Source organism: Rothia koreensis (assembly GCF_052232265.1).
GTDB classification, from domain to species: Bacteria; Actinomycetota; Actinomycetes; order Actinomycetales; family Micrococcaceae; genus Rothia; species Rothia koreensis.
Genome location: NZ_CP197643.1, coordinates 1,640,878 through 1,662,369, shown reverse-complemented (window position 1 = coordinate 1,662,369; position 21,492 = coordinate 1,640,878). Strand labels below are relative to the sequence as shown.

General features: G+C 64.7%; 21 protein-coding genes. 9 read left to right on the top strand and 12 right to left on the bottom strand.

Features of this window, described 5'->3' with window-relative positions; translation table 11 throughout:
* The first annotated feature begins 7 nt into the window (after positions 1–7).
* The 3 genes from ACTSLZ_RS07355 (at position 8) to ACTSLZ_RS07345 (ending at position 4,935) form a co-directional block, all read left to right on the top strand.
* Positions 8–2,821, top strand: coding sequence for an alpha/beta fold hydrolase (locus ACTSLZ_RS07355; RefSeq protein WP_443094598.1), 2,814 nt, complete (start codon positions 8–10; stop codon positions 2,819–2,821).
* Complete coding sequence (locus ACTSLZ_RS07350) at positions 2,818–3,942, top strand: NAD-dependent epimerase/dehydratase family protein (protein WP_129314226.1); 1,125 nt, start codon at positions 2,818–2,820, stop codon at positions 3,940–3,942. The genes ACTSLZ_RS07355 and ACTSLZ_RS07350 overlap by 4 nt, the downstream gene beginning before the upstream one ends.
* A gap of 93 nt (positions 3,943–4,035) precedes the next feature.
* Positions 4,036–4,935 carry a dihydrodipicolinate synthase family protein gene (locus ACTSLZ_RS07345; protein WP_443094597.1) on the top strand — a complete coding sequence of 300 codons (900 nt, stop codon included), beginning with the start codon at positions 4,036–4,038 and terminating at the stop codon, positions 4,933–4,935.
* 57 nt (positions 4,936–4,992) lie between these two features.
* On the opposite strand, the gene ACTSLZ_RS07340 is transcribed toward ACTSLZ_RS07345, so the two are convergent.
* The 3 genes from ACTSLZ_RS07340 to ACTSLZ_RS07330 all read right to left on the bottom strand — a co-directional run bounded on the left by ACTSLZ_RS07340 (position 4,993) and on the right by ACTSLZ_RS07330 (position 8,290).
* A complete protein-coding gene (locus ACTSLZ_RS07340; RefSeq protein WP_443094596.1) occupies positions 4,993–5,178 on the bottom strand; it encodes a hypothetical protein in 186 nt (61 codons plus the stop codon).
* A 306-nt stretch (positions 5,179–5,484) separates the two neighbouring features.
* A complete protein-coding gene (locus tag ACTSLZ_RS07335) occupies positions 5,485–6,834 on the bottom strand; it encodes a class-II fumarase/aspartase family protein (RefSeq protein ID WP_443094595.1) in 1,350 nt (449 codons plus the stop codon).
* 49 nt (positions 6,835–6,883) lie between these two features.
* Positions 6,884–8,290: a cation:dicarboxylate symporter family transporter gene (locus ACTSLZ_RS07330; protein ID WP_443094594.1), complete on the bottom strand. Its 1,407-nt coding sequence runs from the start codon at positions 8,288–8,290 to the stop codon at positions 6,884–6,886.
* Between the two features lie 146 nt (positions 8,291–8,436).
* Here ACTSLZ_RS07330 and ACTSLZ_RS07325 point away from each other — a divergent pair, with 146 nt between their 5' ends.
* Positions 8,437–9,423 carry a LacI family DNA-binding transcriptional regulator gene (locus ACTSLZ_RS07325; RefSeq protein ID WP_443094593.1) on the top strand — a complete coding sequence of 329 codons (987 nt, stop codon included), beginning with the start codon at positions 8,437–8,439 and terminating at the stop codon, positions 9,421–9,423.
* 646 nt (positions 9,424–10,069) lie between these two features.
* Here the strand turns inward: ACTSLZ_RS07325 and ACTSLZ_RS07320 are convergent.
* Positions 10,070–10,702: a TetR/AcrR family transcriptional regulator gene (locus tag ACTSLZ_RS07320; RefSeq protein WP_443094592.1), complete on the bottom strand. Its 633-nt coding sequence runs from the start codon at positions 10,700–10,702 to the stop codon at positions 10,070–10,072.
* 106 nt (positions 10,703–10,808) lie between these two features.
* On the opposite strand from ACTSLZ_RS07320, the gene ACTSLZ_RS07315 reads away from it, so the two are divergent.
* From ACTSLZ_RS07315 to ACTSLZ_RS07300, 4 genes are all read left to right on the top strand, one after another.
* Entirely contained in the window at positions 10,809–11,372 is a 564-nt protein-coding gene (locus ACTSLZ_RS07315; RefSeq protein WP_443094591.1) for a dihydrofolate reductase family protein, read from the top strand.
* A gap of 20 nt (positions 11,373–11,392) precedes the next feature.
* On the top strand, positions 11,393–11,542 hold the full coding sequence (locus ACTSLZ_RS07310) for a hypothetical protein (RefSeq protein ID WP_443094590.1): 150 nt from the start codon (positions 11,393–11,395) through the stop codon (positions 11,540–11,542).
* A gap of 69 nt (positions 11,543–11,611) precedes the next feature.
* Positions 11,612–12,205 (top strand): dihydrofolate reductase family protein, encoded by a 594-nt coding sequence (locus tag ACTSLZ_RS07305; protein WP_443094589.1) that lies wholly within the window; start codon positions 11,612–11,614, stop codon positions 12,203–12,205.
* 89 nt (positions 12,206–12,294) lie between these two features.
* Positions 12,295–13,005 (top strand): alpha/beta fold hydrolase, encoded by a 711-nt coding sequence (locus tag ACTSLZ_RS07300; protein ID WP_443094588.1) that lies wholly within the window; start codon positions 12,295–12,297, stop codon positions 13,003–13,005.
* 96 nt (positions 13,006–13,101) lie between these two features.
* Here ACTSLZ_RS07300 and mutM read toward each other — a convergent pair whose 3' ends face one another.
* The 5 genes from mutM to coaD all read right to left on the bottom strand — a co-directional run bounded on the left by mutM (position 13,102) and on the right by coaD (position 16,191).
* Positions 13,102–14,049: a bifunctional DNA-formamidopyrimidine glycosylase/DNA-(apurinic or apyrimidinic site) lyase gene (gene mutM, locus ACTSLZ_RS07295; RefSeq protein WP_443094587.1), complete on the bottom strand. Its 948-nt coding sequence runs from the start codon at positions 14,047–14,049 to the stop codon at positions 13,102–13,104.
* Positions 14,042–14,776, bottom strand: coding sequence for a ribonuclease III (rnc, locus tag ACTSLZ_RS07290; protein WP_129314221.1), 735 nt, complete (start codon positions 14,774–14,776; stop codon positions 14,042–14,044). Before rnc ends, mutM begins: the two co-directional genes overlap by 8 nt.
* Positions 14,777–14,785: 9 nt before the next feature.
* Entirely contained in the window at positions 14,786–14,989 is a 204-nt protein-coding gene (gene rpmF / locus ACTSLZ_RS07285) for a 50S ribosomal protein L32 (protein ID WP_129314220.1), read from the bottom strand.
* A gap of 2 nt (positions 14,990–14,991) precedes the next feature.
* Positions 14,992–15,504: a YceD family protein gene (locus ACTSLZ_RS07280; protein ID WP_129314219.1), complete on the bottom strand. Its 513-nt coding sequence runs from the start codon at positions 15,502–15,504 to the stop codon at positions 14,992–14,994.
* Between the two features lie 216 nt (positions 15,505–15,720).
* Positions 15,721–16,191 carry a pantetheine-phosphate adenylyltransferase gene (gene coaD, locus ACTSLZ_RS07275; RefSeq protein WP_129314218.1) on the bottom strand — a complete coding sequence of 157 codons (471 nt, stop codon included), beginning with the start codon at positions 16,189–16,191 and terminating at the stop codon, positions 15,721–15,723.
* A gap of 106 nt (positions 16,192–16,297) precedes the next feature.
* Here coaD and ACTSLZ_RS07270 point away from each other — a divergent pair, with 106 nt between their 5' ends.
* Positions 16,298–17,566 (top strand): aminotransferase class I/II-fold pyridoxal phosphate-dependent enzyme, encoded by a 1,269-nt coding sequence (locus ACTSLZ_RS07270; protein WP_443094586.1) that lies wholly within the window; start codon positions 16,298–16,300, stop codon positions 17,564–17,566.
* 9 nt (positions 17,567–17,575) lie between these two features.
* Here the strand turns inward: ACTSLZ_RS07270 and rsmD are convergent, their stop codons facing one another.
* From rsmD to ACTSLZ_RS07255, 3 genes are all read right to left on the bottom strand, one after another.
* Positions 17,576–18,139: a 16S rRNA (guanine(966)-N(2))-methyltransferase RsmD gene (rsmD, locus tag ACTSLZ_RS07265; protein WP_443094585.1), complete on the bottom strand. Its 564-nt coding sequence runs from the start codon at positions 18,137–18,139 to the stop codon at positions 17,576–17,578.
* A gap of 93 nt (positions 18,140–18,232) precedes the next feature.
* Positions 18,233–20,518, bottom strand: a complete 2,286-nt coding sequence (locus ACTSLZ_RS07260) for an ATP-dependent DNA helicase RecG (RefSeq protein WP_443094584.1) — start codon at positions 20,516–20,518, stop codon at positions 18,233–18,235.
* A 3-nt stretch (positions 20,519–20,521) separates the two neighbouring features.
* Complete coding sequence (locus ACTSLZ_RS07255; RefSeq protein ID WP_443094583.1) at positions 20,522–21,484, bottom strand: DAK2 domain-containing protein; 963 nt, start codon at positions 21,482–21,484, stop codon at positions 20,522–20,524.
* Positions 21,485–21,492: the final 8 nt, after the last annotated feature.

The following is a 21,492-nucleotide window of genomic DNA, read 5'->3' as shown; positions in this document are numbered from 1 at the left end:
GGTATTCATGGCCACCGCGAACCGGACAACTCGCCCCACACCACGACCTGGGCCGATCCCGCTCAAGCGTTGGCCTGGAGTGGCCAGGGACGCCAGCAGGGTGATCGACGTCGAATCGACCGCCCCCGTGGATTCCGGGTCGCTGCGTACCTGGCATTTCCTGGACAACGGGCCCGAACTCGAACGCCAGGGGCTCGACCCCGTGGGCACGATTCTTTGCGTGCACGGCAATCCGACATGGTCCTACCTGTGGAGGGACGTCGTCGCCGCCGGTGCGAGCTCGGGAATCCAGCCCTGGCGAGTGGTCGCAGTGGACCAGCTCGACATGGGGTATTCCGAGCGTACGGGCCTCGAGCGCAGCCTCGAGGACCGCGTCCGGGACCTCGGGGACTTCACGCGAGCCCTGGGCCTCGACGACGCCGCGGGCCCTGAAGGCGTCGTGACGCTGAGCCACGATTGGGGTGGCCTGATCTCCCAGGGTTGGGGAATGAAACACCCCGACCTGCACCGCGGTCGTATCTTCACCAACACCGCTCTCCACCACGCGCAGGGCGAAGAGATCCCGGGAGCCCTGCGTCTGGCTCTGCACCCGGCCGTGCACGGCAAGGGCACACGGTCCACGACGGCGTTCCTCGACGTGACACTTTCCCTGCACAAGGGAACCTGGGATCCCGAGGTCAGGAAGACCTTCCGGTCCCCCTACACGAGCCCCGCGGCCAGGGAAGGGATCCAGAACTTCGTCGCGGACATTCCCGTGGACGAGGGACACCGTTCCTACGCCGCGATGCAACGTATTGCGCAAGCCGTCGCCGACGACGACCTCCCCTGCCTCGTCCTCTGGGGGCCCGGCGATCCGGTGTTCAAACAGCGCTATCTGGACGACATCCTCGCTCGCAACCCGGAGGCCACCCTCCACCGGTTCGACAAGGCAGGGCACCTGGTCGCCGAGGAAGAGGACATTTCCACGGTCCTGTTCACCTGGTTGGACGAGGCGTATCTGGGGGCTCCCGACGTCGTGGAACGTCACCGGGTCGTCCGCGAGAAGGACCGGAAGGCCTCTCCCCTGGCCCTGGATTACAGGCCCATGGTCTCCGAGCTGGAGGAACGCCGCGACGACGACTCGCTGGCCGTCGTCGATATGGGTCCCGCCGGCCGCGGGCTCAAGGACAGGTCCGGCGACTCGGAGCGTCGGTCCCGGACTCGGCAGGCCACGATCCGCCGCCAACTGTCCTGGCGCGAACTGGCCGAACAGGTCGACCGTACCGCGGAGGTTCTCAGGGATCTGGGTGTCCAGGCAGGCACGCGGGTCAATCTCATGGTTCCTCCGGGATCACGGCTCACCACGCTGATCTATGCGTGCCTCAAGATCGGGGCCGTCATCGTGGTCGCCGACACCGGGCTCGGAATCAAGGGGCTCACCAGAGCCCTCCGTGGCGCGTCGCCGGAGTTCCTGGTGGGCATCCCCCAGGCTCTGCTGGCCGCGAAGACGGCGGGGTGGCCCGGGCGTCGGGTTCTCGCGGGGACCGCGCATTCGTCGACCCTGCGCCTCCTGGGCGCGGAAACGGGCATCGAGTCGCACGAGGTCTCCGCGGCCCAACCGACGACGCCGTGGAACGCACCTCAGCCCGACAACGTCGCCGCGATCCTGTACACCTCCGGATCGACCGGCCCGGCCAAGGGAGTCGCATACACGCACCGTCAGCTCTCGTCGATGCGTGACGCGATCCAGAACACCTACGGTCTCGGAGAAGGGGCCGGCCTCGTGGCCGGTTTCGCACCCTTCGCGCTGCTCGGGCCCGCTCTGGGGGCGACATCGGTCACCCCCGACATGGACGTGACCCAGCCCAAGACCCTGACCGCGAAAGCCCTGGCCCAAGCCGTCCGGGCCATTTCCGCGACCGTGGTCTTCGCCAGCCCGGCGGCGCTCATGAATGTCGTGGAGACACGCGAGGACATGAACGAGGACGAGCAGGCGGCGATGCAGGGCGTGGAACGGCTGCTCTCCGCCGGGGCGCCGATCACGGTCCCCCTCCTCGAGGGCATGGAGGAGATCTGTCCCCACGCCAAACTGCACACCCCCTATGGCATGACCGAATGCCTCCCCCTGACCGATGTGAACCTGGATCAGATCCGCGAGGCGGAACGCGATGCCGACCCTCAGGACGGCGTCGAAGGCGCAGGAGCAGGGGTGTGCGTCGGCACCCCGGTGTACGGCGCGCGCGTCCAGGTGGTGCCGCTCGACGACGCCGGTGCGGCCACGGGCGAGCCGACACACACGCCGGGAATCACCGGTGAGATCATCGCCGCCGCACCCCACGCGAAGGATCATTATGACCGCCTCTGGTGGACCGAGCGGACTTCCGCCTCGATCCCCGGGTGGCACAGGACGGGCGACGTCGGGCATTTCGACGCGACGGGCCGTCTCTGGGTCGAGGGACGCCTGTCGCACCTCATCTCGACAGAGAGCGGATTGCTCACTCCGGTGGCCGGGGAAACGGCCGCCGAAAAGATTTCCGGGGTTCGCCGGGCCGCCGTCGTCGGAGTCGGACCATGGGGGGCCCAGGTCCCGGTGGTCGTGGTCGAACGCGAGTCGGCGCCGGCCCGGAACGGTTCTCGGGCGATCAAGGACGGCCCCGCGCCCCAGGCGCTCGCTCGGGCCGTGCGCTCGGTCGTCGAGTCGGCCACGGGGGTCCGGGTCGCGGCCATTCTGCAGGTTCGCGAGCATCCGACCGACATCAGGCACAATTCGAAGATCGACAGGCCGCGCCTCGCAGCGTGGGCGGATTCGGTTCTCTCCGGCGGAAAGGTCAGGAAACCATGAGCAAGACCGCAGCATGGACGGCTCCCGATCCGAGCGGGCGGCGGGCGATTCTGCCAGACAGCTCCTTGGAAAACTCCAAGGACCGGACCGTCGTCGTGACGGGTGCGAGCGGCCTCCTCGGGTCGCGCGTGGCCCTCAAGCTCATCCGGGCCGGGTACACCGTGCGGTGCTTCCAGCGCAGGGACGCCGTCGCGGTGAGGGAATCCCTGCAGCCCAAGGGGCTCGAACGATTCGAGCAGCATCGTGGATCCATCACCCATCCCGATCACGTGTCCCGCGCCCTCGACGGTGCCGACGCCGTCGTGCACTTGGCGGCGAAGGTTTCCGTCACGGGCCCTTGGGAAGAATATGTCGAGACCAACGTGACGGGTACCCGCATTCTGCTCGAGGGGGCCCGGGCGGAGGGCATCGGCCGGTTCGTCCAGGTCTCCTCGCCGTCCGTGTCCCACGCGGGCTCCGCATTCATGGGGCAGGGAAACCAACCGGCCGATCCCGACAATGCGCGCGGCAATTATGCCCGGTCCAAGGCATACGCGGAGCGGCTGGCCCTCGACTACGATTCGCAAGACCTCCTGGTGGGCGTCGTCCGTCCGCATCTGGTCTGGGGACCCGGCGATACCCAGCTCGTTGAGCGTGTCATCGAACGCGCCTCACGCGGAGGGATTCCCCTGCTCGACGCCGGGGCGGCACTGATCGATTCGACGTACGTCGACAATGCAGCCGAGGCCGTGCTCCGTGATTTCGAACGCCTCGAGACCGTGCACGGGAAACCCCTGGTCATCAGCAACGGTGAGCCGCGGACCGTCGGGGAACTCATGACGATGATGTGCGAGGCCGCCGGAGTCCAGCCGCCCCAACGCACGGTCCCCGCGTCCGTGGCCAAGCTGGCAGGCAGTGTGGTGGAGAAGATCTGGGCTCGGCGACCGGGTGCGGACGAACCTCCCATGACTCGGTTCCTGGCCGAGCAATTGTCGACCTCCCACTGGTTCGATCAGCGCGAGACGCACGAATTGCTCGACTGGAAGCCCGAGGTTTCGATCGACGAGGGCATGGAGAGCCTGCGTCGGTACTATCGCCCGCGCAGCAGCGAGAACACCGCGTCGTTGCGCCCGCTCGTCTGAGACGGCGTCCGCACGCCGCTTCGGGGGCGATGAGGAATCACTCGATGTGGTCCACCGGATCGCAAGGGGCATGAACAGGAACAGGAAGTGGTCATGACTGGATTCACCGGATTGAGCGCTTTTCCGCTGACCCCGCTCCGGGATGATGCGGTGGACGATCGTTCATTCGCCGGACTTGTGGAACGTTTGTCCTCCACGGGCGTCGATTCGATCACCGCCTTGGGTTCGACGGGTTCGTACGCTTACCTCACCACGGAAGAACGTGCCCACGTTGCACGCATCGCTGTCGAGCACGCCGGGGAGACACCCGTGGTCGTCGGCATCGGCGCGCTGCGGACGTCGCACGTTGTGGCCAACGCCGAGGCCGCGCAGGCCGCCGGCGCCTCGGGGCTGCTCCTGGCCCCCATGACCTATCAGCCTCTGACGCACGACGACGTCGTCGAGCTCTATCGTGCGGTCACCCAGCACACCGATCTTCCTGTGATCGTCTATGACAATCCCGGGACCACGCACTTCTCGTTCACCCATGAGCTCTACGCCCGCATCGCCGAGCTGCCGGGGATCTGCTCGATCAAGATCCCGGGCGTTCCCACCGATCCGGACGCCGCACGTGCTCACGTCGCAGCCATCCGAGCGGCCGTACCCGAGCACGTGACCATTGGCGTCTCGGGAGATGCGTATGGTGCGGCCGGTCTCGCGGCGGGATGCGACGCCTGGTATTCGGTCATCGCCGGGACGCTGCCCGAACCCGCGCTCGCCATCACCCGCGCCGTGCAGCAGGGCAGGCCGGCCGACGCCGTCGCCAAGTCGGAGCGACTGGCCCCACTGTGGGATCTGTTCGCCGAATTCGGAGGGAGCCTGCGCGTGGTGGCGGCGATAGCCGAGCATCTGGGCCTGGCGCCCGACAACTGTCTGCCCGATCCTCTGCAACCACTTTCGGCCAGCCAGCGCGCGAAGATTTCCGACGTGCTGAGCCACTTGGATCTCGACTGAATTCCCCCACCGAACGATCGGCGGTGCCCAAAGAGGGCACGCCGGTCCACGACTGGGTCAGGCCGAGTCGCCGGGCAGCTCCGGAATCACCGCGTGCGGGTGCACATCCACGCGCGACGTGATGAACCGGTCGGAGGCACCGAACTTGAACGTGCCCTCGGTCGCGAGCTCGAACAGGCGATCACCCCTCCCGGACTTCGCTCGCATCCTGATGACATAGCCGGGCTGATCGTTGAGTGCCATGGGCCGTTTTCTCTCCGCTTGTTCGTCCGAGATCTTCTGATAATGCTAGTCCGCGCCCTGATCACCCGTAAGGGAATTGTTGTTCGGTATCGCATCGGAACGTCCGGGAGATTAATGGGTGACTGAAGCTGGACGTTTCAGTACTAGATCGGCTTATCGGAATGATGCCACAGGTACCGGTCCGAACAACCGTGTGGTGCATACTCAATTGCTCCGGAGCGCGCCGATCCTGCCCTCATGGCCTGGATCCGTGGCCGTATGGAGGCGGCCACGGATCCGAAATCGCCGTAAAACGTCAATAAATCCTTACGAGTGGTCAGCTGACGGAGTGACGACGCGGTCAATCATCGTCCGTGCGGTTCCAAGGTAGCTGGCGGGGTCCGTCAGCTGGTCGACTTCCTGGGCATCAAAAACCTCCGACACTCGGGGCTCATCGACGAGAACTTCCGCGAGTCGTTTTCCCTCTTCGATGGCTCGTTGGCTCGCGGCGTAGACGATGTGATGAGACTCTTGGCGACCCACGTGCTCGGCGAGTTCCATCATTACCCTCTCGGCAACAATGAGACCCCCAGTCGCGTCGAGGTTCTTCCGCATTCGGTCGGCGTCGACAACAAGGCCGTCGAAAGCAACGAACGCTTGGCTCAAGGCTGATCCTGCCAGGAGGAAGGCTTCGGGCAGAGCAACCCATTCGACATGCCATGGCCCCGTGGCACGTTCGAAGTCCTGGAGCATGGCATCAAGCATGCTGCTGTGGCGATCACGGAGGAGCTTTGCGGCAGCGAGCATGATCTCGCTGGAGACGGGATTGCGTTTCTGAGGCATGGTCGAGCTCGCGCCACGGCCTTCGACAAACGGTTCTGCCACTTCGGCGAACTCGCTCGAAGCCATCATCGTCACGTCATAGGCCGCTTTGCCCAAGGACCCCCCGATCATAGCGAGCAATCCGACCACTTCGACGAACCCATCTCTGGCAACGTGCCAGGTAATCTCCGGTTCTCCCAACCCCAACTCGCTGGCCAATGCCTGTCGAACGTCGAGGCCACGGTCTCCCAAAGAAGCCAGGGTCCCGGCCGCTCCACCGAACTGAACCTTGAGTGCTCGCTGACGGACCTGTTGCAAGCGCTCGGCATGGCGGTCGAGGGCCGATAGCCAGACGGCACAGCGATACCCGAAGGTCACGGGAAGAGCGTGCTGCAGATGGGTTCGACCGGCCGTCACGGTTTCCGCGTGCTCTGCCGCCTGCCGGCGCAACACGTCCCTCACCTGATCGAGCTGGTACGAAATGAGGTCGATCCCGTCCTTGATCTGGAGCACAGTGGCGGTGTCCATGATGTCCTGGGTGGTCGCTCCCCAGTGCACGAACCCGCCCATCTCACCGACCTGCGCAGAGATCTGTTCGACGATGTCGAGGATCGGATACCCGACGTTCTCCGTGCTTATCCGCAGACGCTCGAGATCAATCTGCGATGCGTCAGCTCGATCGGTAATGGCGGCAGCAGCATCTACGGGGATGAGCCCCACCTGAGCCTGCGCCCGGGCCAGGGCCGTCTCGGTCGCGACCACACGCTCGAGATATCCCGTATCACCGAAGATCTTCCGCATATCCGGGGTCCCGAAGACGTTCTTGAACAGTTGTGAGTCGAATGCGCTTGTCATGTTTTCCTCTGTGAGTCGGATACCAAATATGAGAGCTAGTGGGGCACGATCAGGGGCAGGTTCCCGATGCCGAGTCAGAAGTCTGCGATTGCCTGGTTTCGAAGTCATTCTGTGGAATCAGGTCGCACCCCGCGGTGGTCGAACCGGTGGAGCGAGCTGCTTCGACGTGAGGTTTCGCGTTGAGTCCGGCGTTCATCTGCTGACGATCGATCTGTCCCGTTGCCCTCGCCACCGCTACCGTCGCGACGACGTTGCCGAACGTGTTCACGGTGGCGGTAGCGCGTGACATGAACTGATAGATGCCGAAAAGGATCGGAAGCCCCGAGGTCGGCAGCATGCCAGTCGCAGTGACGGTTGCTGCGAATACGACGAAGGTACCGCCATTGACCGTGGCTGCCCCTTTTGAGGTGACCATCATGATGGCGACGAGAGCCAACTGGTCGGTCAGGCCCATGGGCACACCGTAGGCGTGGGCCAGGAAGAGGGTACATACGGACATGTACAGCGATGTGCCGTCGAGGTTGAATGCGAATCCGGTCGGCACGACAAGCCCGACAACCTGCTTGTCGACGCCGAGCCGCGGCAGCTTCTCGAGGATCCCGGGCAGCGCCGCCTCGGATGAGCCCGTGCTCAGCGTCAGACCGATTTCCAGGCGGAGGTAGCGCACGATTTTCCAGAGGCTGACACCCGCAATGGCGAGCACGCCGCCGAAAATCAAGATGAAGAACACGGCGCTGAGCAGCCAATACTGCCCGACCAAGGCCGCCAGGGAGACCAAAAGATCCGTCCCCGAGGCCCCAATGGCGTAGGCAAGCGAGCCAAAGGCGCCGATGGGAGCCAGCCTCATAATGACGTTGATGAGCGCGAAGAATACCCCGGAGATGGTGTCGATTCCGGAGTTGAGGGTGGTTTGGGTCTTGGTAGGAAGGGTGAGGACGGCGATGCCGAAGAAGACCGCCACGATGACTACTGAGAGGAGCTGGCCGGTCGTGAAGGCGCCGACGAAGCTGTCGGGAACGATGCTCGCCACGAAGTCGCTGAATCCGTGGGGGCCGTCGGCCTCGGGAACATCGGAGGCGGGAACGGAATCAGCCAGCCCGTTCGCATGCTGCCCGATGGGAAATATGTTTGCGAAGCCGAGGCCGATTCCGAGACCCACTGTCGAGATGACCTCGAAGTAGATGAGCGCGAACAGGCCGATCCTACTCGCCTGTTTGAGGTCCCCTGCCTTGGCGATTCCCTGCACGATGGTGAAGAAGACGAGCGGGGCAATGCCCATCTTCAGCAAGTCGAGGAAGATGTCGCCGAGGACTTTCATGTTCTTCGCGAACGTCGGGAACAGAATCCCGACGGCGACTCCCAGGATCATGGCGAGGACTACCTGTGCGGGCAACCCAGCCCACCACGCTTTCTTTCCTGGTGGGGCTTCCCCGTGCGGACTCCTGCGAACCTTCATGGGTTCCTCCTTCATTTGCCTTCGACGTTGAGGGCGGTTTCGATGCAACACAGTGCAATCGTTTTTCCATATTCAATGTTTGGTTTCAGGAGATAGGGGTGTCAACGAACTTTTTTTGCGCTAACGTTTGCACAATGGTTGCATCGATGAAGCAGATCGCCCGCGAATGCGGAGTGGCGATCTCGACAGTCTCCAGGGCGCTCAATGGCAGCACGAGCATTCGCCCTGAAGTCCGCGAGCAGATCGTGGCCACTGCGCAACGACTCGGGTACCGACCCAACAATGCCGCTCGGGCTTTGCGCAGCAGATCCAGTCGAACGGTCGGCGTCGTGCTTCCAGACATGCTCAACACCTTCTATGCCAAGTGCACTGCCATCCTCCAGGACCAGTTCGAAGCACAGGGGTACGGCATAAGGCTCGCCGTAACGGGAAATTCGGTCGATCGGGAGCGAGAGGCTCTGGCACGTCTTGAGTCGGAAAGAATCGACGGGCTCGTCATCGTTCCAACCGCGCGACGATGGCAAGACCACATTCGCGGTGTCCCCGCAGTACAGATGAATCGTCATACGAAATCTGCTCGCGCCGATATTGTCCAAAGTGATGAGGCCTACGGGGCACGCGAACTCATCTCACACCTGCTCAACCTCGGGCATCGCCGAATTGCCGTTCTCATCGGAGACAAGAACTTCAGCACCACTCAGGACCGCATGTTGGGGGTCCGCGACGCGTATGACTCTTCCGATGCATTTGCCGGCCCCACACGCGTCCTCTTTGGGACCCACTCCCGCTCGTGGGGAGCACAGGCCTTCGATGACCTGTGGACGGCCGGCGAGCGGCCCACCGCGATCTTCGCCGCGGGCAGTGAAATCGCTCTGGGAGTGCTCCATCGAACACGGGAAATGGGAGTGAGCATTCCCGAAGACATCTCCCTGGTGTGCTTTGGAGACCCGGAGTGGTTCCTGGTCTCCGATCCACCGTTGACGACTTTCGAACAACCGGTTCGTGAGGTGGGCATGATCGCTGCACAGTTGCTGCTGGGCAGGATGGGGGCCGACGAAGCAGCGGACGCCTCCCATGTGCGTGTCTCGGGACGCGTCATCGTCCGCGAGAGCACCACCGCGCCGCCTGAATAACCGTCGCCGATCACGGCTGTTCTGCGTCCCCTCTTCTTTCTACGCCCCCGGCGGGTCTGTCTCCGTCGACGTCGCCCAGGCGACCCGGTCACGGGCGCGAACGTGAACGCCGATCTGCTCATGACCAATAGACCTTGCATGGTCCAAACTCGTGCCGTGTGGAAGGTGGACATTGAGCTGATCGCAGGATGGCTCGCTTCACTGGACGGCGATTCACATGAACAGGTCGCCTGACGCCAACGATCAAGAAGATCGTTGGCGCGAAGAGACGCATCTGAGCCCGGCACCTCCACCGAACCACCTGGACCAGCCAATACCCGCCGCTCGTGAACACCCCGCTGGCACACAGGGCACAAATAGCCCGAGCGATTCGTGAATCGCTCCCTGGCCACCAAGGCCCCGCACCGCTTGCGGGGGTACCTAAAACGTCCGCACACGCAGCCCCCACGCCGCGATTCCCCAGTTCAACGCAAGGGGCCAGCGCTGCTCCCGTTCGGCCATGAGCGCTCGTCCGCCATCACAGTGGACGGGCACGCCGGAGGCGGTCAGACTACAGACGCGTGACTGTCTCAGCTCTACTTCTTTGGGCCTCCAAAAGGCTATATCTGTACGACGCCGAAGAGAAGAGCTTCAGGCCCTCGCGCTCCTAGCGCTCAGAAGATTGCGCGCCGATGAGGCCGACGATGATGTCGTCGACGGCGCGCTCGGCCAGACTGCGGACGTCCTCAGGTGCTTGGTCGCGCAGCGGGCCGTGGATGGCCAGTTCGGCAAACCCGTGCACGGTCGACCAACACGACCACTCCGCCCCGGCTCGTCGCTCCGGAGCAAGCACGCCGGCCTCCACCAAGCCGTCGAGCGCCTCGTGCAGCAGCACCAGTGGCGGCGGAATCCCTCCGCCGGGCCTCGCGACACCTTCAGGGCCAAAAAATGCCAGCTGGAACCATCCGGGCTCGTCGAGAGCGAATCTCACATAGCCCAGGCCGACTCCTCGCAGACCCGACACTGCGCGACCGGCTGCGTCCCGCGCTCGGGTGGTCATCTTCTCCCGCATGCTCTGCGCCATCCGGTCCTGAATGTCAGCGGCGACGGCGGCGAGCAACGCGCGGTGGTTCGCGAAGTGCCGGTAGGCGGCGTTCGGGGAGACCCCGATGTGGCGAGTGACCTCACGTACTCGCAGTGCGTCCGGGCCCCCTGCGCGAGTGAGGTCCAGGCTGGTTGCGATGAGCGCCGCCCGTAGATCGCCATGGTGATAGCTGGTCCGCGGTTCGGACACCGGCATCCGCCCCTCCTATCCTTGACCTCGCCCAGGAACCATCATAGCGTCTATGTTCACGGGGTGAACATCGCGACTGCGAGCCCCGGGGCCGAGACGGACGGAGACGGCCATGACCACCCAGCGCAAGCTGATTATCACCCAGAACGTCACCCTCGACGGATCGATCGAGATGCTCGGGCCTTGGTTCTCGCCCGAGGCCGAGAACGACCAGCACGACCTGGTCGAGGAGATGGCCCGCCAGGACGCCACCAACGACGCCGTCTTGTTCGGTCGCCAGACCTTCGAGGACATGCGGGGCTACTGGCCGCAGCAGACCGATGACCACACCGGGGTCACCGAGACCTTGGACAGGGTGACGAAGTACGTCGTGAGCTCGACGATGGTCGACCCGGAGTGGGAGCGCTCGGTGGTGCTCACCGGCGATCCGGTCGAGGAGGTGCGCTGCCTGAAGGACACCGGCGGGCAGGACATTGTCTGCACGGGCAGCATCAGCCTCGTCCACGCACTCGTCCCGTCCGGACTGGTCGACGAGTACCGCCTCTTCACTTACCCGGCCGTCCAGGGACGCGGCCGGCGACTCTTTCCCGACGGCCACGCCATTCCCCGGCTCGAGCTGCTGGAGACGAAGTCGTTCCGCTCCGGCGTGGTGCTCACCCGCTACCGCCCGCTGTAACGAACAAGGATGGACCTCGCATGGCTGACAACCCTCCCGCCACCGGCCTCCCGGTCATCGGCATGATCTCGATGATGTCGCCGGATCCGTCCCGCCTCGCCGCGTTGTGGTCCGGGCTGATGGGCCTCCCGATCGCCGACGGCAACCGGGTTGTCCTCACCGGAAACTGAACGACCGACGACCGAACAGAGATCTCGTAGTGGAACGTTGCCGAGGACCCCAAGCTGAGGAGGCTGATCATGGGCCGGGTAGTTATCGCGAATTTCATCAGCATCGATGGGGTTATCCAGTCACCGTTGTCCCCCGACGAGGATCGCGACGGCGGCTTCGAGCACGGTGGCTGGGTCCCGCCGTCCAGCGACGACACGATCAATGCTTTCATGCAGGACGCGACGGTCGGTGCCGGCGGTATGCTGCTCGGCCGCCGCTCCTACGAGATCCTCGCTAACGCGTGGTCGGACGCTGACGACGCCGAGCCAGCGGTCGCGGCCATGAACCGCATACCGAAGTACGTCGTCTCGTCGTCCTTGGACGATCTCGCGTGGCAGAACTCGCAGTTGGTCTCAGGCGACCTGGCTTCCGCGGTCGCGGACCTCAAGGACCGCACGGAAGGCGAGCTCGTGGTCTTCGGTTCCGCGGCTCTGGCGCGCGGGCTCGTCGAGCACGAACTCGTCGACGAGTACCGCCTGTTGCTCTTCCCGGTCGTCCTCGGCGCCGGCAAGCGCATGTTCGACGAGCGCGGTCACTTCGCCCGGCTCAAGCTGTCCGGCAGCGCCGTCACGCCAAACGGCGTCGTCGTTCTCACCTACACGCGCGACATAGAGAGCGAGTAACCGTGCACATGGTCCGATCGATAGACGGGACGAGGCTGGCTGTGGCGGTGGCCGGCAAGGGGCCTGCTCTGGTGCTGGTGGATGGAGCCATGTCTTCCCAGGATTCGCGCCCGTCTGCGCCAGGCCTGGAAGACGCCTTGAGCGAGAAGTGCACCGTGGTCCGCTACGACCGGCGCGGCCGTGGTCGCAGCGACATGGGCGCAGCGGGTGTGAATGCTGAGGTCCAGGATCTCGCGGCCATCATCGAAGACGTCGGCGGCGAGGCGGCGCTGTGCGGGTTCTCCTCCGGCGCAATCCTGGCGCTCGAGGCCGCACGGGCGGGGCTGCCCGTCACGCGCCTCGCGCTGTACGAACCGCCCTGTGTCGTCTCCGATGACCGCGAACCGGTGCCGGCCGACTACCCGGAACGTGTCAGCAAGTTCGTCGATGAAGGGGAGCACATCGCTGCCCTCGCCCTGTTCATGATCCAACCGGTCGGCATGCCCGCTGCGGTCGTCGAGCAGATGAGCGCCGATCCCGGCTTTCAGGCTGGTGCCGCCAGCGCCCGGAGCCTTCCATTCGACGCCCAGGTGATGGCAGCAGTTTCGACTGGCAACGCCGACAGTCTCCGGCGCTACAGCGGAGTCCACACCCCGGTCCTGGTGATGAGCGGTAGCGCCACCGAACCGTGGCTGACCGAATCGGCTCGCGCGGTGCGCGACGCTCTGCCAGGTGCCCACCACGGGGTCGTCGAGGACCAAGGGCACGACCCGTCCGCCGATTCGATTCTGCCGGCCCTACGTTCTTTCATGCGGCTGTAACGATGGAGACCGAGCGCCGGTTCTCGGGTCACGCACCAGTCTGTACACGTTGATGCGCTGGGGATTGAGGCAAAACGCCAAGGACACTAGTTTTGGCTAACGTCCTCGCTGGCACACAGGGCACAAGTAGCTCGAACGGTTCATGAATCGTTCCCTGACCACCAAGGCCCCGCACCGCTTGCAGGGCTCCCCCGAACGTCCGTACACGTTGAGCCCACGTTCGAAGTACCCGGACTCGCCGTTGACGTTGACATACAGCGCGTCGAAGCTGGTCCCGCCTTCGGCCAGGGCCGCCGTCATGACCTCCGTACAGGCCGCCAGCAATTCTTCCGCCTGGGGCTGCGTGAGGGACCGGGCCGGCGTGGCGTAGTGCAGACCGGCCCGCCACAAGGCCTCGTCGGCATAGATGTTGCCTATCCCGGAGATCGTGGTCTGGTCCAGGAGGACTCTTTTGATTCCGCTGCTCGTCCGGCTCAGACGACGCCGGAAGGATGCCTCGTCGAAGTGCGCGTCCAACGGATCACGGCCGATGTGGGAGACGGTAGCGGGGATTTCGGCCAGGTCGAGAACACTCCTCGACGCCGCAGGCACGGCCTGCCCTTCCGTGTCGACGACGCCGACCACAGGGTCGCGATACATCCCACCGAAAATTCTCTGGTCCACGAACCGCATGTCGAGGCGGTCGCCGTCCGGACCGGTCAGGGCCAGCCTGAGGCGCAGATGTCGGTGGTCCGGCGCGCCTGCTTCGGTGAGGAGGACCTGGCCGCTCATGCCCAGGTGAACGACCAAGGCCGTCGGGTCGCACGGGCCCGACTGCGGGGCCGCGTCTTCTGGCCCGGCAGACAGCCGCAACCACATGTATTTTCCTCGACGGCAGACGTCGACGATCTTCTGGCCGCGCAGGAAGGCGGCGAATTCCGCGGCCGTACCGGGGTCCCGCCGCAGAGACCGTGTTTCGAGAACTTCCACGGCATCAATGCGCGCGCCGAGAATGTGCCGGGCGAGTCCGGAGCGCACGACCTCCACTTCGGGAAGTTCAGGCACCGTCCGAGGAATCCTCGATCAGCAGCGTCGTCGGGGCGTCTTCCTGGGAGGTCAGGTACCGGTACGCGGCTTCGGCGGCGGACCGTTCGGCGTGTTTCTTCGCCGATCCCGTCCCGACGCCGTAGGTCTTGTCTCCGATGCGGAGATCGGCTTCGAACACACGCGCGTGGTCCGGGCCGGTACCGGTGACCACGTACTGGATCTCTCCCAGGTCGAGCTCCGCAGCCAGCTCCTGGATCTCGGTCTTCCAGTCACGACCTGCTCCGAGGACGAAGTCGTCGTCGAGCAGGGCACTGGTGAGCCGGAGGACCAGGTCACGGGCGCGGTCTCCCCCGCACGAGATATAGGTGGCACCGAACAGTGCCTCCATCGTGTCCGCGAGAATCGAGTCCTTGTCGTCCCCGTGGGTCATCGATTCGCCGCGGCCGAGCCGTATGTGCGGCCCGAGGCCGAGGGACCGGGCAATGGCAGCCAGGGAACGCTCGGACACCACGGCGGCACGCCGTTTGGCGAGTTCGCCTTCCGACAGGTCGGGAAAGCGCGTGTAGAGCTCCGTGGTCACGGCCAGGCCGAGCACGGAATCGCCCAGGAATTCGAGCCGCTCGTTGTGAGGGAGCGGACCGTTCTCGTAGGCGAAGGATCTGTGGGTCAGAGCCAGCTGAAGCGTCTCGGCATCGATATCGACGCCGAGACGCTTCAGGAGCTCTCCGTTGTCCACGGTAGTCATGGGGACGTCTTAGACGTCAGCCACCTTGCGACCCTTGTACTCGAGGTACAGCGGGGTGCCGGCGGAGTCGGTGACGACCTTCGCCTGGTGCGGAAGGCTGTAGGTCACCTTGCCGTTTTCAACGGTCTTGACCAGCTGAGGCGCGGATGCCTTCCACTGGGAGCGACGTGCTCGCGTATTGGCGCGGGACATTTTCCGCTTGGGAACAGCCACGGCTATCTCTCTTCTCTCGTCTCGGTTGTCTCGTTTGCGGCCTCCGCACCGAACAGCCCGGAAAGGGCCGACCAGCGAGGATCCAGAATCTCGTGGTGATGACCGGGATTCTCATCAAGTCGCACTCCGCACTCGGAGCACAGTCCCTGACAATCCTCACGGCACACGGGCTGGAACGGCAGTTGCGTAATGACCGCATCCCGCAGAACCGGCTCGAGATCGATGGAATCGTCCTCGACGCGGTACTGCTCGTCTGCTTCGTCTTCCGACGGGCCTTCTGGTGCAGGTTCAAAAACATAGAGCTCTTGAATGTCAGCCGAAACCGGAAAATCGATGGGATCCAGACAACGGCTGCACTCCCCATGTACGTCCACGGAGGCAACACCACTGACCAAGATACCATCATGAACCGATTCGAGGCGGAGATCGAGCACAATGTCGGAACCCTCGGGCGCTCCGATCAGAGCATTCCCGAAGTCTTGGGGCGCGGCCACCGTCTTCTCGAGAGCATTCATGGTCCCGGGACGATGGGCCAGGTCCCTGACCTCGATCCTCAGGGACGATGAATTGTCATTCTTGATGATGAACTCCTGATTCTGACGTCATGACCGACTGACCAGCCTACCCAGGTCCGCGTGAGCTCACAAGTCCCGCCAGCGGTACGATGTGTCGCTGTGCGCAACATCATGCTTGCCGCGATTCGTACCGTGTCGTGCGACCAGGCGGTCCGGTCAGGGAACCAGCCGCCGGGCCACCGAACGGGGAACGAAACCTCGGATGTCGCCGCCGAAAGAGGCAACTTCCTTGATGAGGGAAGAGGAAAGGTGGCCGTTCTTGGGGTCCGCGGCCAGGAATACGGTCTCGGCGCCGCTGATGTTGCGGTTCATCGTTGCCATCGGTGCTTCGTACTCGAAGTCCTTGGAGTCCCGGAGTCCCTTGATGATCGCGGTGGCTCCCTGGGACCGTACGAAATCCGCGAGGAGGCCGTCCGACATGGGTTGGACGACGACGCCGTCGAGCCACCCAAAAACCTCGGTCACCATTTCCAGTCTCTCTTCCAACTGGAATCGGTATTTCTTGGCGGGGTTGTTGGACACAGCAACGATCACTCCGCCGGAAAAGATTTTGGTGGCGCGCGTGATGATTTCGACGTGTCCGTTGTGAATAGGATCGAAGGAACCCGGGCAAACGGCAAGACTCATGTCCCCAAAATAACAGTCGGGGCCACGTATGACAGGCCCACGACCTGCAGATGCGGGTCATGACGTACTGATCGGCGGAAACGTGTGATCCACCTACGATGGAACCATGCGCGATCATTCAACTCATACCCTGACCTCATCGGCAACCCTTCAGGAGTCCCGGACCCCGGCCGGGCCGCCGTGGAAGCGCCTGGCAGAGACAGCCGGGCTGTTGAATGAGTCGGGAAGGCTCTCCTCGACGATTTTCGAAGAGATGAGTGCTCTGGCCGTCGCCCATGATGCAATCAACCTGGGGCAGGGTTTTCCGGACACCGACGGGCCGGAGGTTCTCTCACGCGCTCTGGCCGAGTCAGTATCGGGTGGAAAGAACCAGTACGCGACGATCGCGGGATCGCCGGATCTGCGCGGGGAGCTGGCCGAGCACGAGGCATTGAACGGGCGACGTCGCCCCGACCCCGACTCCGAAATCACCGTCACGGCCGGCGCGACCGAGGCGCTGAGCGTGTCGATGTTGGCGTTCCTCTCCCCCGGCGACGAGGTCATTCTGTTCGAACCGTTCTACGATCTCTATCCTGCGATTGCCGGGCTGACCGGCGCCCGCATCGTCACGGTACCCCTGGCGCCCCCGGAGTTCCGTCCCGACCCCGTCCGGTTGAGGGAAGCATTCTCCGATCGGACCAGGATGATTGTGGTCAATGACCCCCACAACCCGACCGGGACGGTGCTCGATCCATCGGAGATGTCCCAGATCGCCGAGCTCGCCCGGGAACACGACGCCATCATCCTGACGGACTCGGTCTACGAACACCTCGCCTTCGACGCTCCCAGTACCGACCCGGCCACTACGGATGCGGGACGGGACAGAACGATCAGGGTGTCCTCGGCGTCCAAGACGTTCTCGATCACCGGGTGGCGGGTCGGTTGGGCGATTTCTCCCCCTGAGCTGACCCGAGGGCTGCGGGTGACCAAGGGCTATTTGTCGCACTCCGCGGCGGCTCCGCTGCAGGCCGCGGTGGCCGAGGCCCTGCGGTGGGCGCGTCAGTCCGACTTCTACGACCGGTTGAGGGCACAGTACGAGGACCAGAGAAAGATACTGCTCGACGGTTTGGGCGCCACCTCATTCGATGCAGTCAGCCCTGCGGGGACCTTTTTCTCGGTCGCCTCGACGGAGAACGTTCCGGATTCCTGGGGACGGGACGGGACCGAGATCTCGGAGAGACTGACCGCGAACGCCGGCGTCGCCGTCGTGCCCCTGCAGGCCTTCGCGACGCCGGAGAACCGTCACCTCTACACCGATTGGGTGCGGTTTGCTTTCTGCAAACGGCCCGAGGTCCTGCGCCAGGCAACCCAACGGCTCTCCGACTCAGGTCTCTGAAGCGGGCGCTCAGTCCTCGGGCTCCGCGAACCACAACGCGGTCTCGCCGTAGCTCCGGTGCCCGAATCGTCTGAGACCGGCGGGCCACGTGGGCTCGGGGTCGCGCGCGGAACGTTCCACGACGAGGACGGCGCCGTCGCGCAGGCCAGGCGTCACGGCTGCCAGGAGTGGGGCGATCTCTGCATCGGTCATCGAGTACGGCGGATCGACGAATACCAGGTCCCACGGCCCCTGGCTCCGCTTCACGTAGCTTTCCGCCGGGGAGTTCACGACGTCGATCCGGGCGTCCGTCCCTGAGGCTTCGAGGGCCCGTTTGTTCCTGGAGCACGCCTCGAGCGCCGACCGGTCACGATCCACGAGCGTCACTGCCCTCGCTCCTCGGCTCGCCGCTTCCAGCCCCAGTGCCCCCGTCCCGGCGAACAGGTCCAGCACGTCCGCACCGCTCAGGACGTCGTAGCCCTCAAGCCGGGAGAAGAGCGCTTCCTTGACCCTGTCCGTGGTGGGCCGGGTGTTCTTGCCCTTGACCGAGGCGAGGCGGCTTCCGCCGGCCCGGCCGGCAATGATTCGACTCATCACGGGTCTCCTTCTTCATTTCTGTGCGGCCGTTGTGGCTCCGCGGCCCACGGTTCCGCGCTCTCGATTCGGTCCAACCACGGACGCGGCGATTCAGCCTCGGTACAAATATTGGGTCGTCGACTGCTCACCGGCGTCCTGCACCGCTCGAAGCAGTGATGGGTGCCCGGACAGGTCCGGCTCCCTGTCCACGAGGCGCCACGCATCCTCGCGGGCCTGTTCGATCGTCTTCACGTGGCGCAGCACGGAAAGGTTCTTGAGGGTCGAACGTCGGCCGGACTGGTTGTCTCCGAGAATATCGCCCTCCCTGCGTTGCTCGAGGTCCAAGGTCGAAAGCTCGAAACCGTCGCGAGTCGACGCCACGGCCTGCAGCCTCGGCATGGACGGGCCGTCGTGGTCCTGCTCGGTGACCAGCAGACACGTTCCCTCGAGCTCTCCGCGGCCGATACGACCGCGCAACTGGTGCAGCGTCGATATGCCGAGTCGGTCGGCGTCCATGATGATCATGAGGCTCGCGTTGGGCACGTCCACGCCGACCTCGATGACCGTGGTGGCCACCAACAAGTCCACGCTGCCGGCGGCCATACGGGTCATCACGTCGGCCTTCTCCGCGCCATCCATGCGTCCGTGAACCGACCCCAGCCGTATCCCCGAAAGAACCGGCAGAGCAGACAGTTTGCGAACCATGCCTTCCACGGACTGGAGCGGAGTCTCCTGGCCGTCGCCGTCGGGGAGGCGGGGTCCGGGAGCGTCCTCTCCGATGGTCGGGACCACCACGAAGACCTGGTGCCCGGCGTCGATCTCTTCTCGGGCTCTCTCCCACAGACGGGTCTCCCACTTCGGGTGCTCCGCCAGCGAGACGACGTGCGTGGATACGTCCTGCCTTCCTGCCGGAAGCTCGTTCAGGACCGAGACCGCCAGGTCCCCGAACACCGTCATGGCCACGGAGCGAGGGATGGGAGTGGCCGTCATCACGAGTCGGTGCACGGGGCCGCCGTCCCGAGCCGTCAACGAATGACGTTGCCGGACGCCGAATCGGTGCTGCTCGTCCACGACCACCAGCCCGAGCTCGGCGAAGAGGACGTCGTCCCCCAGCAACGCGTGCGTTCCGATCACGATGCCCGCGCTGCCGCTGGCGATGTCGAGCAACGCCTGGCGCTTGGCTCCTGTGGGCATCGACGAAGTCAGCACGACCACGCCGACCTCCTCGGCGAGCGGGCCCAGGGTCTTGATAACGGATCTGTAGTGCTGGGATGCCAGCACTTCGGTCGGGGCAAGCATGGCCGACTGGCCCCCGGCGTCGGCGACCTGGAGCATCGCTCGCAGGGCCACCAGCGTCTTGCCCGACCCCACGTCCCCCTGGAGCAGGCGATTCATCGGCTTCTCCAGCGCAATGTCGCCGGCGATCTCGTCGCCGACCTGCCGCTGCCCGTCCGTGAGCCGGAAGGGCAGGATCTGGTCGAACCTCTCGCGCAGTCCTTCCTCCCGAGGTTGGAAGGACAGCGTCTTCTGGGCGTCGAGCACCGCGGACCTCCTGGCCAAAAGGGTCTGAAGAACCAGCGCCTCCCGGTACCTGAAGTACCGCATGGCCTGCTGGGGCTCGTCCTCGTCCCGAGGCCGATGCACGGCCTCGAGAGCGTCGGGCAAGGACATCAAGCGGTGTTTGGCCCGGAGGTCGTCAGGTACCGGGTCATCCAGGAGTGACAGATCGATCGAGTCCAGTACGCGCCCCACGACCGTGGCGATGCGGTCGGTCGTGAATTTTGCCGTCGCCGGGTAGACGGGCAGGGGTGCAGTTGCCATGTCGGCGTCCTCCGAGGCGTCCCCTGGGGCGGGGTCCTCGAGAACCGCGTAATGAGGGTTCGTCAGGGTCAATTGGCCCCTGTATTCATTGACCTTCCCCGAGAACATGACGTGGTCCCCCACGGCCAAGTCCTTGGACGCCGTCCACGCGTTGAAGAAGGACAGCGTCATGGTTTCCCCGATGGGTCCGACATCCGGCGTGGCGAGGCCGCCCCCGGCCAAGCCGTCGAGCCGCGGCGCGAAGCTGCCCTGCCCCGACGAGGCCTGGCCCGTCGAGGCGACGTTCTCCTCCGGAGCGAGCTGGTCGGTCACGGTGACCTCGGCGATCGAGCCGCGCCGGGTGTGCAGGCGGCGGGTGCTCACGGAGAGGATCCGAGAGATGATCGAGACCTCTTGCCCCAGAACGAGATCGGAGAAACGGGTCAGCTCGCCCCGCGGCAAATACCTCCGAGGAAAGTACTCGAGCACCTCGCCGACCGTTTCCAGGCCGAGATGGCGTGTCACGGCGTCTGCCGTCTTGGGATGGAGAACCGTCCGAAGCGGCTGGTCCTCACGACGCTCGGGCGCGCCGGCCATGACCTACTTGTCCTCCGCGGTCAGGGGCTCCGTGGTGATTCCCAGGGGCTTCCCGTGAGGGCTCAGAACGGCCATGGCTTCCGCCGCCTCGCGGACATGCACGTGCACTTTCCATCGGATCTTCTCGCCCTCGTTCTGGGACACCGCGGACATGATCACGGAATCCCCGATCTCGGACAGTTCGTGTCTGACCTGGGCCGCAGAGAGAGCATCCAGGTCGATCGAGCACATGAATTCGACGCCGTCGTCGTCGGCTTCCGAGGATCCGGCCGCCGAGCTCGCGGCGGACCTCTCCTTCGCACGCTGCGGCTCCGCATCCTGAGGAGTCAGCAATTCGGCATACGGCCGGGCTTCCCCACCCGGATAGTCCTCGCCCCGAACCGTGTGGGCCAGGACGTCGAAAATGATAAGCATCCCCAATGCACCGGCGTCGACCCATCCGGTGTCGCGCAAGATCTCCAATTGGGCGTTGGTCCGCCGCACCGACTTGTTTCCCACGCCCACCAGATGCTCGAGCATCGTGCACAGGTTCTTGTTCGAGTCCTCCGCATCCTCCCAGGCGCCCGCGGCCTGGGTGATGTCGTCGATGAAGGACAGAATCGTTCCCTCAACCGGATCGTGCAGCGCACCGGAGACTCGCGTCCGAGCGTGTTCCAAGGCTCTGGCCAGACCGAAGGCGGTAAGTCTCGATTCTTCCCTCAAGGGGTCCGCAAAGCCGGAAAGGATCACGGCGAACAGTGTGCCGGAATTTCCCTTGGCCTCTTCGAGGCAATGACGGCCGCAGATTTCGAACAATTCGCCCACCAGCGTGGTGTTGACCATTTCGCCCGCCTGGGCGCCGGCCCGCACGGTGATCGCCAGGTTCGTGCCGGTGTCGGCGTCCGCCACGGGGAAGACATTCAGGGCATTGAGCTCTTCCTGATGCCTCTCGAGAGCATCGGCCGCGTCCGACAGCCAACGACGCATGAAAACGG